This window comes from Halomonas sp. LMYGS-3, from assembly GCF_059509875.1.
Map to the genome: position 1 here is coordinate 1 of NZ_JCAKFQ010000047.1, position 16103 is coordinate 16103.

13 protein-coding genes are annotated in these 16103 nt (G+C 68.5%); 9 read left to right on the plus strand and 4 right to left on the minus strand.

Annotated features, from left to right (window positions below; translation table 11 throughout):
• Positions 1-283 precede the first annotated feature (283 nt).
• Together AC5W54_RS21780 and AC5W54_RS21785 are read right to left on the minus strand one after the other, a co-directional pair.
• The gene (locus AC5W54_RS21780; RefSeq protein WP_495964199.1) at positions 284-3352 is read right to left on the minus strand and encodes an efflux RND transporter permease subunit; all 3069 of its coding nucleotides are present in this window, start codon (positions 3350-3352) and stop codon (positions 284-286) included.
• A gap of 3 nt (positions 3353-3355) precedes the next feature.
• Entirely contained in the window at positions 3356-4513 is a 1158-nt protein-coding gene (locus AC5W54_RS21785) for an efflux RND transporter periplasmic adaptor subunit (RefSeq protein WP_495964200.1), read from the minus strand.
• A 298-nt stretch (positions 4514-4811) separates the two neighbouring features.
• Here AC5W54_RS21785 and AC5W54_RS21790 point away from each other — a divergent pair, with 298 nt between their 5' ends.
• Positions 4812-5786, plus strand: a complete 975-nt coding sequence (locus AC5W54_RS21790; protein WP_495964201.1) for a malate dehydrogenase — start codon at positions 4812-4814, stop codon at positions 5784-5786.
• Positions 5787-5951: 165 nt separating this feature from the next.
• Here AC5W54_RS21790 and AC5W54_RS21795 read toward each other — a convergent pair whose 3' ends face one another.
• Positions 5952-6608: a histidinol-phosphatase gene (locus AC5W54_RS21795; RefSeq protein ID WP_495964202.1), complete on the minus strand. Its 657-nt coding sequence runs from the start codon at positions 6606-6608 to the stop codon at positions 5952-5954.
• A gap of 175 nt (positions 6609-6783) precedes the next feature.
• Between AC5W54_RS21795 and AC5W54_RS21800 the strand changes: the two genes are divergently transcribed.
• Together AC5W54_RS21800 and ptsP are read left to right on the plus strand one after the other, a co-directional pair.
• Complete coding sequence (locus AC5W54_RS21800) at positions 6784-7275, plus strand: RNA pyrophosphohydrolase (protein WP_495964203.1); 492 nt, start codon at positions 6784-6786, stop codon at positions 7273-7275.
• Positions 7276-7365: 90 nt separating this feature from the next.
• Positions 7366-9624: a phosphoenolpyruvate--protein phosphotransferase gene (gene ptsP / locus AC5W54_RS21805; RefSeq protein ID WP_495964204.1), complete on the plus strand. Its 2259-nt coding sequence runs from the start codon at positions 7366-7368 to the stop codon at positions 9622-9624.
• Between the two features lie 559 nt (positions 9625-10183).
• Here the strand turns inward: ptsP and AC5W54_RS21810 are convergent.
• Positions 10184-10966 carry an NRDE family protein gene (locus AC5W54_RS21810; RefSeq protein WP_495964205.1) on the minus strand — a complete coding sequence of 261 codons (783 nt, stop codon included), beginning with the start codon at positions 10964-10966 and terminating at the stop codon, positions 10184-10186.
• Positions 10967-11088: 122 nt separating this feature from the next.
• Here AC5W54_RS21810 and AC5W54_RS21815 point away from each other — a divergent pair, with 122 nt between their 5' ends.
• The 6 genes from AC5W54_RS21815 to AC5W54_RS21840 all read left to right on the plus strand — a co-directional run bounded on the left by AC5W54_RS21815 (position 11089) and on the right by AC5W54_RS21840 (position 15983).
• The gene (locus AC5W54_RS21815; RefSeq protein ID WP_495964206.1) at positions 11089-12474 is read left to right on the plus strand and encodes a response regulator; all 1386 of its coding nucleotides are present in this window, start codon (positions 11089-11091) and stop codon (positions 12472-12474) included.
• Positions 12471-13265, plus strand: a complete 795-nt coding sequence (locus AC5W54_RS21820) for a sulfite exporter TauE/SafE family protein (RefSeq protein WP_495964207.1) — start codon at positions 12471-12473, stop codon at positions 13263-13265. The genes AC5W54_RS21815 and AC5W54_RS21820 overlap by 4 nt, the downstream gene beginning before the upstream one ends.
• A 16-nt stretch (positions 13266-13281) precedes the next feature.
• Positions 13282-14070: a prolipoprotein diacylglyceryl transferase gene (lgt, locus tag AC5W54_RS21825; protein ID WP_495964208.1), complete on the plus strand. Its 789-nt coding sequence runs from the start codon at positions 13282-13284 to the stop codon at positions 14068-14070.
• A gap of 24 nt (positions 14071-14094) precedes the next feature.
• Positions 14095-14394, plus strand: coding sequence for a nucleotidyltransferase domain-containing protein (locus AC5W54_RS21830; RefSeq protein WP_495964209.1), 300 nt, complete (start codon positions 14095-14097; stop codon positions 14392-14394).
• A gap of 222 nt (positions 14395-14616) precedes the next feature.
• Entirely contained in the window at positions 14617-15456 is an 840-nt protein-coding gene (locus tag AC5W54_RS21835) for a thymidylate synthase (RefSeq protein WP_495964210.1), read from the plus strand.
• Complete coding sequence (locus tag AC5W54_RS21840) at positions 15453-15983, plus strand: dihydrofolate reductase (protein ID WP_495964211.1); 531 nt, start codon at positions 15453-15455, stop codon at positions 15981-15983. Before AC5W54_RS21835 ends, AC5W54_RS21840 begins: the two co-directional genes overlap by 4 nt.
• Positions 15984-16103: the final 120 nt, after the last annotated feature.

A 16103-nucleotide genomic window follows, 5' to 3' on the forward strand; every position in this document is an offset into this window, starting at 1 on the left:
ACCGAAGCCTGGCGGAAGGCGAGCCAATCACGATGCTGAAACCATCGACTGGAGAGCCGTGTGCGGGAGAACCGCACGCACGGTTCGGAGGGCGGGGAGGCTAAGCCTTCCCGACCCCTATCAGGGTGATCGATGCCTGCCTTGTGGGCACTCCTCCAGGGAAAGCAGATGCCTGCCTTGTGGGCACTCCTCCAGGGCAAGCAGATGCCTGCCTTGTGGGAGCTTGGCTCCGCCGAGCGATCGGCGCCGTCAGGCGCCCCCGCGATAGCCGGCATAGCCACTCCTACACGCTTTCCTTCCGGTGCTTCGGCCCCAGCACCAGCATGCAGGGGGTAAGCAGCAGCGTCAGCCCGGTAGCGAAGGTCAGGCCGCCGGCGATGGCGCTGGAGAGCTGGGTCCACCACTGGGTCGAAGGCGCACCGAACCCCAGCGACGGGGCGAACAGGTTGACATTGACCTCGAGCACCATCGGCATCAGTCCCAGCACCGTGGTGACGGCGGTCAGGAGTACCGGGCGCAGGCGCAGCCCGCCGGCCTCCAGTGCCGCCTCCGTCGGCGAGAGCCCTTCCTCGCGCAGCTGGTTGTAGGTGTCGATCAGCACGATGTTGTTGTTCACCACGATCCCCGCCAGGGCGATGATGCCCATCCCCACCATGACGATGCCGAATGGCTGGACGTTGACCAGCAGGCCCAGCAGTACCCCCGCGGTCGAGAAGACGATGGCCGAGAGCACCAGCAGGGCCTGGTAGAGGCTGTTGAACTGCGTGACCAGGATCATTGCCATCAGGAACACGGCCGTCAGGAAGGCGATGATCAGGAACCGCATCGCCTCCTGTTGCTCCTCCTGCTCGCCGGCGACGTTGACCATCACGCCGTCCGGTAGCGTGTCGAAGGCGTCAAGGAGTGCCTGGAGCCGTTCGTCGGGTTGCTGGCCTTCGGTCACGTCGGCCTCCAGGGTGATCGCGCGGCGGCCGTCGATGCGCTGCAGGGTGCCCACCTTGGGCGCCGGCTCGAGGTCGATGAAGTGGCTGATCGGGACCTGGCCGCGCGGCGTGTTCAGGGTCAGGCGTCCGAGCTGGTCCAGGGAGCGCCAGCTCTCCGGCAGGCGGACGCGAATATCCACCTCGTCGGCGACCTGGGCCGGTCGGTAGCTGGCCACCCGCAGGCCGGTGCTCACCAGCTGCACCGCGCTGCCGACGCTGGTGACATCGGTGCCGAAGCGGGCCGCCGCCTCACGATCGACCTGTACGCGCCACTCCACGCCGGGCAGACTGCGGTTGTCCTCGATATCGCGAAAGCCGCCCAGGCGCTCCATGGCCGCGCGCAGGTCATCGACGGCCCGCAGGGTCAGGTCCATGTCGCGACCACTGACCTCGAGCTGGATCGGCTTGCCGGCGGCGGGTCCCTCCTGCTGCTCGCGGAACTCCAGCACCACGCCGGCCAGGTCCTCGGTGCGCAGGGCCATCTCGTCGAGGATCCGACGCGCGGGGCGTCGCTCCTGCCAGTCGATCAGTTGGAACTGCAGGACGCCGATCACGTCCGGGCCGAGCTCGAGCTGTTCGCCGGACACCGCGAACGAACGGGCATAGAGGGCCTTGACCTCGCTCATGCCGGCCAGCCGGGATTCGACCCGGCGCACGATGGCATCCTTCTCCCGCACCGAGTAGTCGCCGCGTGCCCGTACCAGGACCTGGGCGCTGTCGGGCTCGACGCTGGGGAAGAACTCGACGCCGTGGTTGAAGCGGGCATAGGCGACATAGATCAGCACGATCAGTGCCAGGGCGACGAGCAGGGTAATGGCGGGGTGGGCGAGCAACTGGGCGAGCAGGCGGCGATAGGCGCGCCCCCCGGCGGTAGGCATGACCCGGGCGGGTTCCCGGCCGGTCGCGCGGCTGAATACCGAGCCCAGGGTCGGCAGGAAGATCAGCGCCATGGCCAGCGACGCCAGCAGGCACAGGATCACCGTGGCCGGCAGGTATTTCATGAATTCGCCGACCACCCCGGGCCAGAACAACAAGGGAACGAACACCGCCAGCGTGGTGGCGGTGGAGGCGATCACCGGCCATGACATGCGCGCCGCGGCATTCGCCCAGGCCTCGCGTGGTGGCTGTCCCTCGCGCAGGTGACGGTCGGCGAGCTCGCTGACCACGATGGCGCCGTCGACCAGCATTCCGGCGACCAGGATCAGGGAGAACAGCACCACGATGTTGAGGGTGTAGCCCACGGACCAGATCAGCAGGATGCCGGTGAGGAAGGCCCCGGGGATGGTCAGGCCCACCATCAGCGCGGCACGCAGGCCCATGGCGGCGACGATCACGAACAGTACCAGCACCACCGCGGTGAGCACGTTGTTGAGCAGGTCCGAGAGCATGTCCTCGACGGTCTGCGACTGGTCCATGATGGTGGTGATGTCCAGGTTCTCGGGGAGCAGCGCCGCGGCTTCCGCGAACACCGCCTGCACCGACTCGATGGTGGCGATGATATTGGCCCCGGCGCGTTTGGAGATTTCCAGCACCAGCGCCGGCTGGTCGTTGATGCGGGCGAAGCCCTCGGGGTCCTTGAAGGTGGGGCGGATATGCGCCACGTCGCCGAAGGTCACCACCCGGTCGCCGTCGACCTTGACCGGCATCGCCGCGACGTCTTCCAGGCGCTCGATCACGCCCGGTACCTTCAGCGCCATGCGCCCGGCGCCGGTGTCCAGGCTGCCGGCGGCCACCAGGCGGTTGTTGCGCGATACCTGGTTGAACAGGGTGCCGAAGTCGACGCCGTAGCTGTCGAGCACCAGGGGGTCGACGACGATCTCCAGCAGGTCCTCGCGCTCGCCGCCGATGTCCACCTCCAGTACCTCCGGTATCCCCTCGATCTCCTCCTTGAGCCGGCGTGCCACCGCCAGCAGCTGGGACTGTTCCAGCGGCCCCGAGAGGCCGATCGACAGCACCGGAAACAGCCCCACGTTGACCTCGACGACACGCGGTTCATCGGCCTCCTCGGGGATCGAACTCTTGGCGATGTCGACCTGCTCGCGCACGTCGGCCAGGGCCTGACGGGGGTCGAAGCCGGCATCGAACTCCAGGATCACCGAGGCATGGCCCTCGCTGGACTGGGAGGTCATCTTGCGCACCCCTTCGATGGCGCGCAGCTCCTGCTCCATGGGGCGGACCAGCAGGCGTTCGCCGTCTTCCGGGCTGACCCCTTCCAGTGTCAGCGACACGTAGATCATGGGGATGACGACGTCGGGGTTGGCCTCCTTGGGAATGACCTGATAGGCCGCCGTTCCGGAGACCAGCAGGAAGGCCAGCAACAGCAGGGTAGTGCGCGACCGGTCGAGGGCGGCGAGGATCAGCGTGCGCATCGATCAGCGTTCCTCGGCATCGCCATCGGTGGCCGGCAGCCTGCCATCGGCCAGTGTCGTCGTGTCGTCCTCGCCGGGAACGGCATCCGGCGTCACCGGTACCGGCTCGACGCGCTCCCCGGCCTCGACGAACCCCCCTCCCAGGGTGATCAGGCGGACGCGCTCGGGCAGGCCGGCGACCCGGGCCCGCTGGTTATCGACGGACAGCAGGGACACGTGGCGGAATTCGACCCGGTCGTCGTCATCGAGCGTCTTGACGCCCAGCCGACCGGCATCGTCGAGCAACAGCAGTGCCGGTGACAGCGTATGGGCCTGGCGCTCGGCCAGGGTGATGTCGAGGGTGGCGCTGGCGCCCCCCAGCCGGAGACGCTCGGGGTTGTCGACCCGCGCCTCAGCGGTGAAGGTGCGCGTACTCGGGTCGGCGCGACTGGCGACATGGGTCAATTCGCCCTCGAGCCGGCTGCCATCCAGTAGCGTGACGCTTACCTCGAGGCCGGGCTCCAGGCCCAGCGCGTCGCGCTGGGAGACGAAGGCCTGGGCCTTCAGGCGCCGGTCGTCGATCAGCAGCGCATAGGGGTCGCCCACCTGGAGCAGGTCGCCCTCTTCGACGTCCAGGCGATCGAGTCGGCTCGCGAACGGCGCCCGTGGGCGGGTGTGGGCCATGGCCTGGCGCAGGCTTTCCACATCGGCGATGGCCTGGGCAGCCGCGCTGGCCAGGCGCAACCGCTCGGTCTGCGAGATCAGGTCACGCTCGCGCAGGCGATCGGCAGCGGCCAGTTCGGCACGGGCCAGTTCCCGCTCGGCTTCGGCGCGCTCCAGCTGGGAGGGGAGATCTTCCTGGTCGAGGCGCAGCAGCAGGTCGCCGGCGTCGACATCCTGTCCCGCTGCCACGGCCAGCGACGCCACCTGGCCAGTGGCGCGGGCGCGGAGCTCGACCTCCCGCCAGGGCATGAGCTGGCCCTGGGCGATCAGCGAGGGGCGGTACGCGACCTGTTCGCTCTCCTGGACCTCGACGCGGGGCAGGCGCTCGGCGGGAGCGGGGTCGGCGGCCGGCGCTTCGGCGCGGAAACGCTGCAGGTCGCCGAAGGCCAGCCACAATACCAGGGCCAGCCCGCAGCCGATTGCCAGGATCTGCGAGAGAGTAGGGCGTCGAAGCGTCATGCGGCCTTCCATGGTTCGGCTATCGACCGTTTGGCCAATAACTGCAATGACTGTACCCGAGAACGCGTATCGGCACAGCATAGCGCAGGCTGGGGCATGGCATCAGCCCACGCCGGATGGCGTGCGCCGCGGCGGTTTCGCCGGCGGGTGGGCATGCGATCTAGCCGCAGGTCGCATTGAGTTTTGTGCACTGCAGGCATACCATCTTGGCGGTTCGAATCCCGGCCGAGGCGGGTCCCGCTCGCCCAGGCTCATCCTCACGGCGACAACCCGCGCGTTGACAACCCAAGGAGCCATCATGAAAGACCCCGTCCGTATTGCCATCACCGGTGCCGCAGGCAACATCAGCTACTCGCTGGCCTTCCGCATCGCCTCCGGCGACATGCTGGGCAAGGACCAGCCGGTCATCCTGCAGCTGCTCGAGATCACGCCGGCGCTGGAGGCCCTGAACGGCGTAGTGATGGAGCTCAACGACTGCGCCTTCCCGCTGGTGCAGGACATCGTCGCCACCGACGACGCCAACGTCGCCTTCAAGGATGCCGACTACGCCCTGCTGGTCGGCGCTCGCCCGCGCGGCCCGGGCATGGAGCGCAAGGACCTGCTGGAAGCCAATGCGGCGATCTTCTCCGTGCAGGGCAAGGCGCTCAACGACAACGCCAGCCGCGACGTCAAGGTGCTGGTGGTGGGCAACCCGGCCAACACCAACGCCCTGATCGCCTCCTGCAACGCGCCGGACCTGAACCCGGGCCAGTTCACCGCCATGACCCGCCTGGACCACAATCGCGCCCTGACCCAGCTGGCTCAGAAGACCGGCAAGCACGTCACCGACGTCGAAGGCATGATCATCTGGGGCAACCACAGCGCCACCCAGTATCCCGATATCGCCCACTGCAAGGTGGCCGGCACGCCGGCAGCCGAGCTGGTCGAGCGCGACTGGTACGAGAACACCTTCATTCCCGACGTGCAGCAGCGTGGTGCCGCCATCATCAAGGCACGCGGGGCGTCCTCGGCCGCCTCCGCTGCCTCGTCCGCCATCGACCATATGCGCGACTGGGCGCTGGGCAGCGACGGCATCGTCAGCATGGCGATCCCGGCCGACGGCAGCTACGGCGTGGAGCCGGGCATCATCTACTCCTACCCGGTGGTGTGCAAGAACGGCGACTACGAGATCGTCCAGGGTCTCGAGCTCGACGACTTCAGCAAGGAGAAGATGCAGGCCACCGAGCAGGAGCTGCGTGAAGAGCGCGCTGCCGTCGAGCATCTGCTGGGCTGATCGCCCTTGAAGCTTCGGGCTGCGAGCCTCGAGCTTCGAGCGACAAGAACCCCGCCAGGCACAGCCTGGCGGGGCTCTCTTATTGAGCTAAAAGGGCCGAAACACTCTGATCGCCCGTAGCCCGTAGCCCGTAGCCCGTAGCCCGTAGCCCGTAGCCCGTAGCGGTCAGTCCCGCAGGCTGATGATCTTCCAGCCTTTCTGCTCGGCCACCTCGCGCAGGGTGGGGTCCGGGTCCACCGCCACCGGGTGTTCCACCAGCTCGAGCAGCGGCAGGTCGTTGTGGGAGTCGCTGTAGCACCAGGAGCCGTCCAGGGCCAGCTCCCTGTCGGCCAGCCACTGCTCGAGGCGCTTGACCTTACCCTCGCGATAGCTGGGAACGCCGGTGACCTTGCCGGTATAGCGGCCGTCGACGATCTCCGGCTCCACGGCGATCAGCTCATCCACCCCCAGACGCTCGGCGATGGGGCCGGTGATGAAGCGGTTGGTCGCGGTGACGATCAACAGGGTGTCGCCGCGGGCACGGTGCCGGGCCACCAGCTCCTCGCCCTTGGGCAGGATGTGCGGCTCGATCTTGCTGGCCATGAACTGCTGGTGCCAGGCAGCGAGCTGCTCGGGAGTGTTTTCCGCCAGGGGCTTCAGGGCCACCTCGAGAAAGGCGTGGATGTCCAGGGTGCCGGCCTCGTAGTCGGCCATGAAGCGGTCATTGGCTTCCCGGTAGGCCACCGGGTCCACGGCGCCCTGTTCCAGCAGGAACTCGCCCCAGGCATGGTCGCTGTCGATCGACAGCAGCGTATTGTCCAGGTCGAAGATGGCCAGGCTCACGGCAACTCCTCATTGATGATCGACAAGTCGGTATCGGGTCATTTGTGAAGGCCGGCGATTATGGCAGAACCCGCTCTCGGCTGCGAGCCGTCCGACGTGCGACGGACAGTGTATTGATGCGCTTCGTGGCCTTGTGGAAGAATGGCGTCAATTGTGGATTCATAAGGTGAAGTCCGTGATCGACGCTGACGGCTTTCGCCCCAATGTTGGCATCATCATTGCCAACGAACAGGGGCAGCTGCTTTGGGCGCGTCGGGTAGGGCAGAATGCGTGGCAGTTTCCCCAGGGAGGCATCAAGGCGAACGAGACACCGCAACAGGCACTTTATCGTGAGCTGTACGAGGAAATCGGCCTGACCACCGATGACGTCGAGATCCTTGCCTGCACCCGGGGCTGGCTGCGCTACCGCCTGCCGCGACGCATGATTCGCACCAACTCACGGCCGGTCTGCATCGGCCAGAAACAGAAATGGTTCCTGCTGCGGATCCGCTGCCAGGAGAGCCGGATCTGCATGGATGGCTCGCCCAAGCCGGAGTTCGATGGCTGGCGCTGGGTCAGTTACTGGTACCCCCTCGGGCAGGTGGTGCCCTTCAAGCGGGAGGTCTACCGGCGTGCCCTGCGGGAGCTTTCCCCGCGGGCCCAGCGGCTGGCACTTGGCCACGGTTAGGAACACGGTAGCCCGGGCCAGGGTCTGACAGGGACTACAGACTCCCCCCGGCGAGGCGAGAGAGAACGACGAATGGACACCAGGACGCCAATGCTCGAGGTTTTGCGCCGCATCATTCAGGAGGTCAACGGGGCCCGCAACCTGGACGTGGCCCTTTCCACCATGGTGCGGCGCATTCGCAAGGCGATGCATACCGATGTCTGTTCCTTCTATCTCCATGACGCCGAACTCGACCAACTGGTGCTGATGGAGACCATCGGCCTGCGTACCCAGGCGGTGGGGCAGGTGGCCCTGCCACGGGGCGAGGGGCTGGTGGGCCTGGTGGCGAGCCGCGAGGAGCCGCTCAACCTGGAGGATGCCCAGGCGCACCCGCATTTCCGTTACTTCGAGGCCACCGGCGAGGAGCGCTATTCCAGCTTTCTCGGGGTGCCGATCATCCATCAGCGCCGCACCCTCGGCGTGCTGGTGGTGCAGCAGGCCGAGAAGCGCCGCTACGACGAGGAGGACGAGGCCTTCCTCGTCACCATGGCGGCGCAGCTGGCCGGGGTGTTGGCCCACGCCCTGGCCACCGGCAGTCTCACCCGGCCGAGCCTGGATGGCCAGGCCGTGTTCACCGGGGTCGCCGCCTCGCCGGGGATGGCCATCGGTGAGGCGGTGGTGATCGCCCCGCCGGCCGATCTGAACAGCGTGCCGGACCTGATTCCCACCGATGTGGAGTACGAGATCACCCGGCTCAGGGAGGCCATCGGCCGCGTGCGCGAGGAGATCCGTTCCGCCGGCGAGCGCCTGGCCAACCGTATCTCGGCCCAGGAGCTGGCGCTGTTCGAGGTCTACCAGCAGATGCTGGGCGAGGCGGCGCTGTCCCAGGAGGTGGTGAAGCGCATCCGCGAAGGGCAGTGGGCCCCCGGGGCACTGGCCGATGTGGTGCGTCGCCATGTGCAGTACCTGGAGCGCGTCGACGACGACTACCTCCGCGAGCGGGCGGCCGACGTGCGCGACCTGGGGCGCAGGGTGCTGGCCCATCTGCAGGAAGAGACCCCCCAGACCCCCGACGTCTACCCCGACAGCACCATCCTGGTGGGCGACGAGATCAGCGTGGCGATGCTCGGTGAGGTGCCGCGCGACAAGCTGGCCGGCCTGATCTCGGTGCGCGGCTCGAGCACGTCCCATGTGGCGATCATCGCCCGGGCCATGGGCATTCCCACGGTGCTCGGCATGGTCGACCTGCCGTTGCCGCGCCTGGGCGGTGCCCGGGTGGTGCTCGACGGCCATCGTGGGCGACTCTTCGTGCGGCCCGCGGCCGATCTGGAGAGCCACTACCAGAGCCTGATCGAGGAAGAACGGGCCCTGGCCGAGGTGCTCGAACACGAGCAGGACCTGCCGAGCCGTACACCGGATGGCTACGACATGCCGCTGATGGTCAACACCGGCCTGGCGGTGGAGGCGGCGGCGTCGCTGAAGAGCCGTATCAGCGGGGTGGGGCTCTATCGTACCGAAGTGCCGTTCATGATCACCGAGCGCTTCCCCGGCGAGCAGGAGCAGACCCGCCTCTATCGCGAGCAGCTCGAGAGCTTCGCGCCCTTGCCGGTGGTGATGCGTACCCTGGACATCGGCGGCGACAAGGATCTGCCCTACTTCCCCATCGAGGAGGCCAACCCCTTCCTCGGCTGGCGCGGCATTCGCGTCACCCTCGACCACCCCGAGGTGCTGATGGTGCAGCTGCGCGCCATGCTGCGCGCCTCCCAGGGGCTCGACAACCTCCAGGTGCTGCTGCCGATGGTCACCAACGTCGACGAGGTCGACGATGCCCTGAAGCTGCTCGATCGGGCCATCGTCGAGCTGGGCGAGGAGGGGGTCGTGGTCAACCGCCCCAAGGTCGGGGTGATGCTGGAGGTGCCGGCGACCCTCTACCAACTCGATGCCCTGGCCGAGCGCGCCGACTTCTTCTCGGTGGGCAGCAACGACCTGACCCAGTACCTGCTGGCGGTGGATCGCAACAACCCGCGGGTCGCCGAACTCTACAATGCCTGCCACCCCGCCGTGCTCTCGGCGCTGGCGCGGCTGGCCAAGGAGTCGGCCGTGCTGAAGATGCCGATCTCGGTGTGTGGCGAGCTGGCCGGCGATCCGGCCGGTGCCCTGTTGCTGATGGGCATGGGCTTCAGCTCGCTGTCGATGAACGCCCCGAGCCTGCCGCGGGTGCGGGCCGCCATCCGACGGGTATCGCGGGAGGCCTCCCGCCAGCTGGTCGAGGAGACCCTGCGCCTGGACAGCCCCGTCGCGGTGCGCCGCCACTTGGACGAGCGCCTGGCCGAGTGGCAGTTGGCCCACCTGCTGCCGCCCAGGGACTGAGCCGCTAGCCGGGAGGCTGCCGCAGCAGCTCGGCGCAGGCAGGCGCCCCGGCGGTCATCGCCGATGGCTCGGTAGGCCACCAGCGCCGCTTCGCGGCGAATCGCCCCGCAGAGCGTGGCTCCCACGGGGGCTCGATGCCTGCCTTGTGGGCACTCCATCCAGGGCAAGCAGATGCCTGCCTTGTGGGAGCTTGGCTCCGCCGAGCGATTGGCGCCGCCAGGCGCCCCCGCGGTAGCCGCCAGCCTGGCCGATGACCGCCCAGCGCCGCTTCGCGGCGCAATCGCCCCGCAGAGCGTGGCTCCCACAGGGTGATCGATGCCTGCCCGGCAGGCACTCCTCCAGGGCAAGCAGATGCCTGCCTTGTAGGCACTCCTCCAGGGCAAGCAGGTGCCTGCCTTGTGGGCACTCCTCCAGGGCAAGCAGATGCCTGCCTTGTGGGCACTCCTCCAGGGCAAGCAGATGCCTGCCTTGTGGGAGCTTGGCTCCGCCGAGCGATTGGCGCCGTCAGGCGCCCCGGCGGTCATCACCGATGGTTCGGCAGCCCCCGGCGCCGCGGCGCCTACACTGGCTTACGGTCGATCGCGATCTGCATCTCGCTCTCCCCCAGCGCCACCCCCTCCGGCCCGAAGCGCCGCTCGCCGATCTCGATGCGGCCGTCGGCGTGCCAGGCGAGCCAGGACATGGCCCGGGTGCCGTACTCCCGCCCGACGATGAAGGGCGAGGAGAGGCGACGCTCCAGCTCGAGCCCCACGCCGGTCGCCGGCAACTGGTCGTCATCGGCCGGGTGCGGGTCGCCCAGGGCCGCCAGGGCGTCGCCGGGCCAGTCGCCGTGGCGCACGCTGGTGGCGAGCCCCTGGCGGGCGGCGATCAGCTTGGGCCAGGGGGTGTCCAGGCTGGCGTTGGAGAGCCCGTGCAGGCCAGGCGGAACCGCCTTCAGCGCGAGGCCGTCGAGGCCACGGTGCAGGTGCCAGAGCCGCTCGCCGTCACCGGTCAGCAGGTTGAAGCCCGCATAGTGGCGGCCGTCGCCCGAGGCGAGCCGATCGAGCCAGCCCGGCAGGTCATCGCACTCGAGGGCCTCGCGGACCAGGGCCCCTCGGCTGGGGGCATCGGGGGACACCTTGAGTCGGGGGTCGCGGACATTGGTGACGGCGGCGAAGCGGCCACGGCGATGCACGGCCAGCCAGGTGCCCCCGGCTTCCAGGTCGCGCCCCCCGACGATCTCGGGGGCGTCGCGCCAGGCGGCCAGTGGCGCGGAGGGGCGGGCGTGAAACTCGTCACGGTTGGCCACCAGGCGCAGCGGGCAGGCGCTGCCGGGGCGATGGTCGAAGGCGATCAGGCACATGGCGGCAGCTTAGCGCTACGCCGCGCCCGGGGGAAGGCTCGCGCCCCCGAGGTGGCGGTGCCATGACAGTGACGAGCCGGCGGCGTACACTCGGGACATCATCGCACCGCTCAGGGAAGACAATGCGAATCGAGTCAAGCGAGGAACGCCTCTGGTCGCGATTGGTCCGCCCCATCCTCTGGCCCGTGGTACTGGCCCAGGGCGTGCTGGTGGCCCTCTGTCTGGCCGTCGGCGTACTCCTGTGGGCGATGGTGCCCTCCCATGCCTCCTGGAGCACCACCTTCTGGCTGATGCTGGCACTGCTGGTAGGCAGCAGCATGAACGTGCTCGTCTTCCTGACCCTGCTGCGTCAACGCCTGGCATCCTGTGAGACGGCCCTCGACGAACAGCTCGCCGTCGGCGAGCGCTACCTGACGCGGCCCCGTCCCGATCTGCTGACACCGCACGCGTCGCCGGAAGAGGCCGCGCCGGAAAGCGATCCCACACGGCGCCTGTCGCGACTGCTCGACGGCGTGGCCTCGCTGCTCGACGAGCAGGCCCGGGCTCCCCGCATCGAGCGCATGCTGGCGGGCAGCGGCCGGCCGGCGCTGCTGGCCCGGCGGGGCCGGGTGCTGGCCGCCAACGCGGCCATGGAAGAGTTGCTGGAGCGCGGCGAGTTGCGCGGGCTCGCGGTGAGCCAGCTCCTGCCCGTCGACGAGTCGGAGAGCGAAGGCGATCGGCGCGTGGTGCGCCCCATGGGGAGCAGGGGCCCGTCATCACGCTGGCTGCAGGTACAACTGGAGGACGATCGTGACCATGCGCTGGTGGTGCTCGACGATCTGGAGAGCCGTGAGCGTCGCCTCGACCAGTTGCGGGTCGGTCGCCAGCGCGCCCGGGAAGAGTCGCGGCTCAAGTCCGACTACCTGAGTCTCCTGCGGCGGGAGCTGAAACCGCTGATGGCCTCCCTGGGCGAGGTGCTGGACCAGGACGCCTCCCAGGTCCGTCGCCATGGCAGCGGTCGCCGGGCCGTGCTGGAGCTGCGCGAGCGGCTGGCCGACATTTCGGTGCTGCTGGCCAACCTGACCGACGACTCGCCGTCGCCGGGCGGTGGGGGGCGCGCCACTCGGGCCGCACGGGTGTTGATCGTCGATGACGGGCCGGTCAACCTGATGCTGGCCCAGCAGGTACTGGAAGGGCAGGGGTTGACCGTGGAGACCGTCACCTCCGGGGCCCAGGCGCTGGAGCGTCTCGCACGGGGGGCCTTCGATCTGGTGCTGATGGACATCTTCATGCCCGACATGGATGGGGTGGAAACCAGCCTGCGCTGGCGCGAGAGGGAGGCCGTCCGGGACGATGGCCGGCGCAGCGTGCTGGTGGCGCTGACCGCCAATGCCAGCGAAGCCGACAGGCGCCGCTTCCACGAGGCGGGGATGGACGACTATCTGGCCAAGCCCTACCGCCCCCAGGCGTTGATCGACATGGTGCGGCGCTGGCTGCCGGAGACCCTGGAGGACAGCGTGTCATCGTGAGCGTTCTCCTGACCCTGCTCGGCTACCTGGCACTGGGCGCCGCCGCCGGCACCATGGCCGGGTTGTTCGGTGTCGGCGGTGGCCTGATCATCGTGCCGGCCCTGATGGTCGCCTTCGGTTTCCAGGGGGTGCCCCCCGAGATCGCCATGCACCTGGCGGTGGGCACCTCGCTGGCGACCATCCTGGTCACCGGGGCGTCCTCGGCCTGGGGACACCATCGGCGGGGCAGTATTCACCGGCAGTGGTTCCTGGCGCTGTTGCCGGGGCTGGTACTCGGTGCGATCGGCGGCGTCTTCGTCGCCGGGAGTCTCTCCGGTGGCCTGCTGGGGACCCTGTTCGGCGTCTTCGTGCTGCTGATGGCACTCAGGATGGCGTTGGCGCGAGGCCCCAGGCCGGGTAGCACGGCCCCGGCAAGGTTCGGCATGGGGCTCGCCGGTGGCGTGATCGGTGGCATCTCCTCGCTGTTCGGGATCGGCGGAGGCATGCTCTGTGTGCCCTGGCTGACCCGCTGTGGCGCTACCATGACCCAGGCCGTGGGCACCTCGGCGGCCTGTGGCCTGCCCATCGCCCTGTTCGGGGCGGCCACCTTCGTCCTGGTCGGGTGGCACCACCCGCTGCTGCCCGCCGGGGCCTTGGGCTTCGTGATGTGGCCGGCGGCGCTCGGCATCGTACTGGCCAGCGTGCCCTTCGCGCGCCTCGGCGTGCATCTGGCCCACCACCTGCCGGCCCGTACCCTGCGCCTCGCCTTCGCCGCCCTGCTGGCGCTGGTGGGGATGAGATTCCTGCTTTGAGACTCCGGAACCTGCCATGATCGACTATCCGAACATCGACCCGGTCGCCATTTCCCTGGGGCCGATCCAGATCCACTGGTACGGCCTGATGTACGTGATCGGCTTCGTCGCCGCCTGGTGGCTGGGCAGGCGGCGCGCTGCCCGTATCGGCCTGACCCATGAGGACGTGGGCGACCTGCTGTTCTATGCCGCCCTCGGCGTCGTGCTGGGCGGGCGGCTGGGCTATGCGCTCTTCTACGGCATGGGCCAGTGGCTGGCGGATCCGCTCTGGATCTTCCGCATCTGGGATGGCGGCATGAGCTTCCACGGTGGCCTGGCCGGGGTGCTGCTGGCGGCGCTCTGGTTCGCCCGCAAGAAGCGCCTGGCCTTCTTCACCCTCACCGATTTCGTCGCCCCCCTGGTGCCGATCGGTCTTGGCGCCGGGCGCATCGGCAACTTCATCAATCGCGAACTGCCCGGCCGGGTGACCGAGCTGCCCTGGGGCATGCCGTTTCCCGGCATGGGGCCCGAGCCGCGCCACCCCTCGGCGCTCTACGAGGCGCTGCTGGAGGGTGCGGTGCTGTTCGCGGTGCTGTGGTGGGTCTCGGCCCGGCCCCAGCGCCGCGGCCTGGTCTCCGGGCTCTTCCTGCTGCTCTACGGCGTGTTCCGCTTCGCGGTGGAGTTCGTGCGCCTGCCCGACGCCCATCTCGGCTTCATCGCCTTCGGTTGGGTGACCATGGGCATGCTGCTGACCCTGCCGATGATCGCCTTCGGCGTCCTGCTGGTCCTCTGGTCGCGGCGCCAGCCGGTGGATGCCAGAATGTAATGAGGCCAGTACAGGAGAGCGAGGATGCGCCTGACATCCGAACAGATCCAGACCATCAAGCAGGCGGCTCACGAAGTCTTCGGGCCCGATGTCAGAGTGCGGGTATTCGGCTCCCGTCTCGATGACCGGGCCCGGGGGGGGGATATCGACCTCCTGGTGGAGAGTGAACGGGTGATCGACGGTAGAGTGGCGAGGATGCTGACGCTGACCGCCAGACTCCAGTTGCGTCTGGGCGATCAGCCAATCGATATTCTGGTGGTGGACCCGGAAACGCCGCTCAATCCCGTGCATCGTCACGCCTTGCAGACCAGCAGGGTGCTATGAGGGCTCTCCATGAGTGATCAGGATCAGTTGCTGCCGATCGACCGCTTCCGCTGGACCCTGGACATCGTCGAGCGCGAGGGACGGCACCTGCAGTACAGTTGGCTCACCCTGCCCGCCTAGCCGCGATCCGCGGCAACCGAGCCAGGCTCCCACCGAGGGAGTGGGGGATGTACAATGCCTCCCCTCGTCCACTCATCCCAGCCATCCAGGGTCAGCCAGACGATGCACAACGACGATGCCCAGCCGGCGCTGGAACTCCCCGCCCTCGAGCAGCCCTACCTCGACCTGATGCGCCAGGTGCTCGACCACGGCGTCGAGCGCGCCGACCGCACCGGGGTGGGTACCCGCGCGATCTTCGGCCACCAGATGCGCTTCGACCTCTCGCGGGGCTTTCCGCTGGTGACCACCAAGAAGCTGCACCTGCGCTCGATCGTCCATGAACTGCTGTGGTTCCTGAAGGGCGACACCAACATCGCCTACCTCAGGGAGCACGGCGTGCGCATCTGGGACGAATGGGCCGACGAGCACGGCGACCTGGGTCCGGTCTACGGCTACCAGTGGCGCAGCTGGCCCGACCCCCGCGGCGGCCATGTCGACCAGATCGCCCGGCTGCTCGAGCAGCTTCGCACCCACCCCGCGTCGCGGCGGCTGATCGTCTCGGCCTGGAACCCGGCGCTGGTCGACGAGATGGCGCTGCCGCCGTGCCACTGCCTCTTCCAGTTCTTCGTCGCCGAGGGGCGGCTCTCCTGCCAGCTCTACCAGCGCAGCGCCGACATCTTCCTCGGCGTGCCCTTCAATATCGCCAGCTACGCGCTGCTGACGCAGATGATCGCCCACGTCTCGGGGCTCGAGCCCGGCGACTTCGTCCACACCCTGGGCGACGCCCACCTCTACCTGAACCACCTGGAGCAGGCCGAGCGGCAGCTCTCGCGCACGCCACTCGCGCCACCGCGGCTCGCGCTCAACCCCGAGGTGACGGATCTCTTCGCCTTCGGCTTCGACGACATTCGCGTCGAGGACTACGAGGCCCACCCCCATATCAAGGCCGAGGTGGCGGTATGAGCGAATGGACGCAAGAGGAAACCCTGGTGCCCGTGGCGATGATTGCCGCGCTGGCCCGCAACCGGGTGATCGGCGTCGACAACCAACTGCCCTGGTACCTGCCCGAGGACCTCCGGTTCTTCAAGCGCATGACCCAGGCCAAGCCGCTGGTGATGGGGCGCAGGACTTTCGAATCGATCGGCCGCCCGCTGCCCGGGCGGCTCAATATCGTGGTGACCCGTGACCCGGGCTTCCACCACGAGGGGGTGCGGGTCTGCCACGACCTCGACGCCGCCCTGGCACTGGCCGACCGGCAGGCCACCATCGACGCGGCCGAGGAGATCATGGTGATGGGCGGCGCCCAGATCTATGCCCAGGCGCTGCCGCGTGCCTCGCGGCTCTATCTCACCGAGGTCGATATCGAGGTGGAGGGCGACGCCTGCTTCCCCGAGCTGGACATGGCCGAGTGGGAGGAGGTGCAGCGCGTGCCCGGCGAGCCCGCCGAGGGGCAGCCGGCCTACAGCTTCGTGCACTACCGCCGGCGCTAGACATGATGGATTGACCTGCCCCTCCTCAACGTCGTGGGTTACGTTGAGGTTGAGGCAACAACACAGAGCCACTATTGAGGGAGGCAGGTCATGACACAGTCTAACGCAACTCAGCCGTCC

What these genes read in the sequence shown, in the direction of transcription:
- AC5W54_RS21780 (WP_495964199.1), bottom strand. Translation starts at nt 3,352, where the DNA reads ATGCGCACGCTGATCCTCGCCGCCCTCGACCGGTCGCGCACTACCCTG.
- AC5W54_RS21785 (WP_495964200.1), bottom strand. Translation starts at nt 4,513, where the DNA reads ATGACGCTTCGACGCCCTACTCTCTCGCAGATCCTGGCAATCGGCTGC.
- AC5W54_RS21790 (WP_495964201.1), top strand. Translation starts at nt 4,812, where the DNA reads ATGAAAGACCCCGTCCGTATTGCCATCACCGGTGCCGCAGGCAACATC.
- ptsP (WP_495964204.1), top strand. Translation starts at nt 7,366, where the DNA reads ATGCTCGAGGTTTTGCGCCGCATCATTCAGGAGGTCAACGGGGCCCGC.
- AC5W54_RS21810 (WP_495964205.1), bottom strand. Translation starts at nt 10,966, where the DNA reads ATGTGCCTGATCGCCTTCGACCATCGCCCCGGCAGCGCCTGCCCGCTG.
- AC5W54_RS21815 (WP_495964206.1), top strand. Translation starts at nt 11,089, where the DNA reads ATGCGAATCGAGTCAAGCGAGGAACGCCTCTGGTCGCGATTGGTCCGC.
- lgt (WP_495964208.1), top strand. Translation starts at nt 13,282, where the DNA reads ATGATCGACTATCCGAACATCGACCCGGTCGCCATTTCCCTGGGGCCG.
- AC5W54_RS21830 (WP_495964209.1), top strand. Translation starts at nt 14,095, where the DNA reads ATGCGCCTGACATCCGAACAGATCCAGACCATCAAGCAGGCGGCTCAC.
- AC5W54_RS21835 (WP_495964210.1), top strand. Translation starts at nt 14,617, where the DNA reads ATGCACAACGACGATGCCCAGCCGGCGCTGGAACTCCCCGCCCTCGAG.
- AC5W54_RS21840 (WP_495964211.1), top strand. Translation starts at nt 15,453, where the DNA reads ATGAGCGAATGGACGCAAGAGGAAACCCTGGTGCCCGTGGCGATGATT.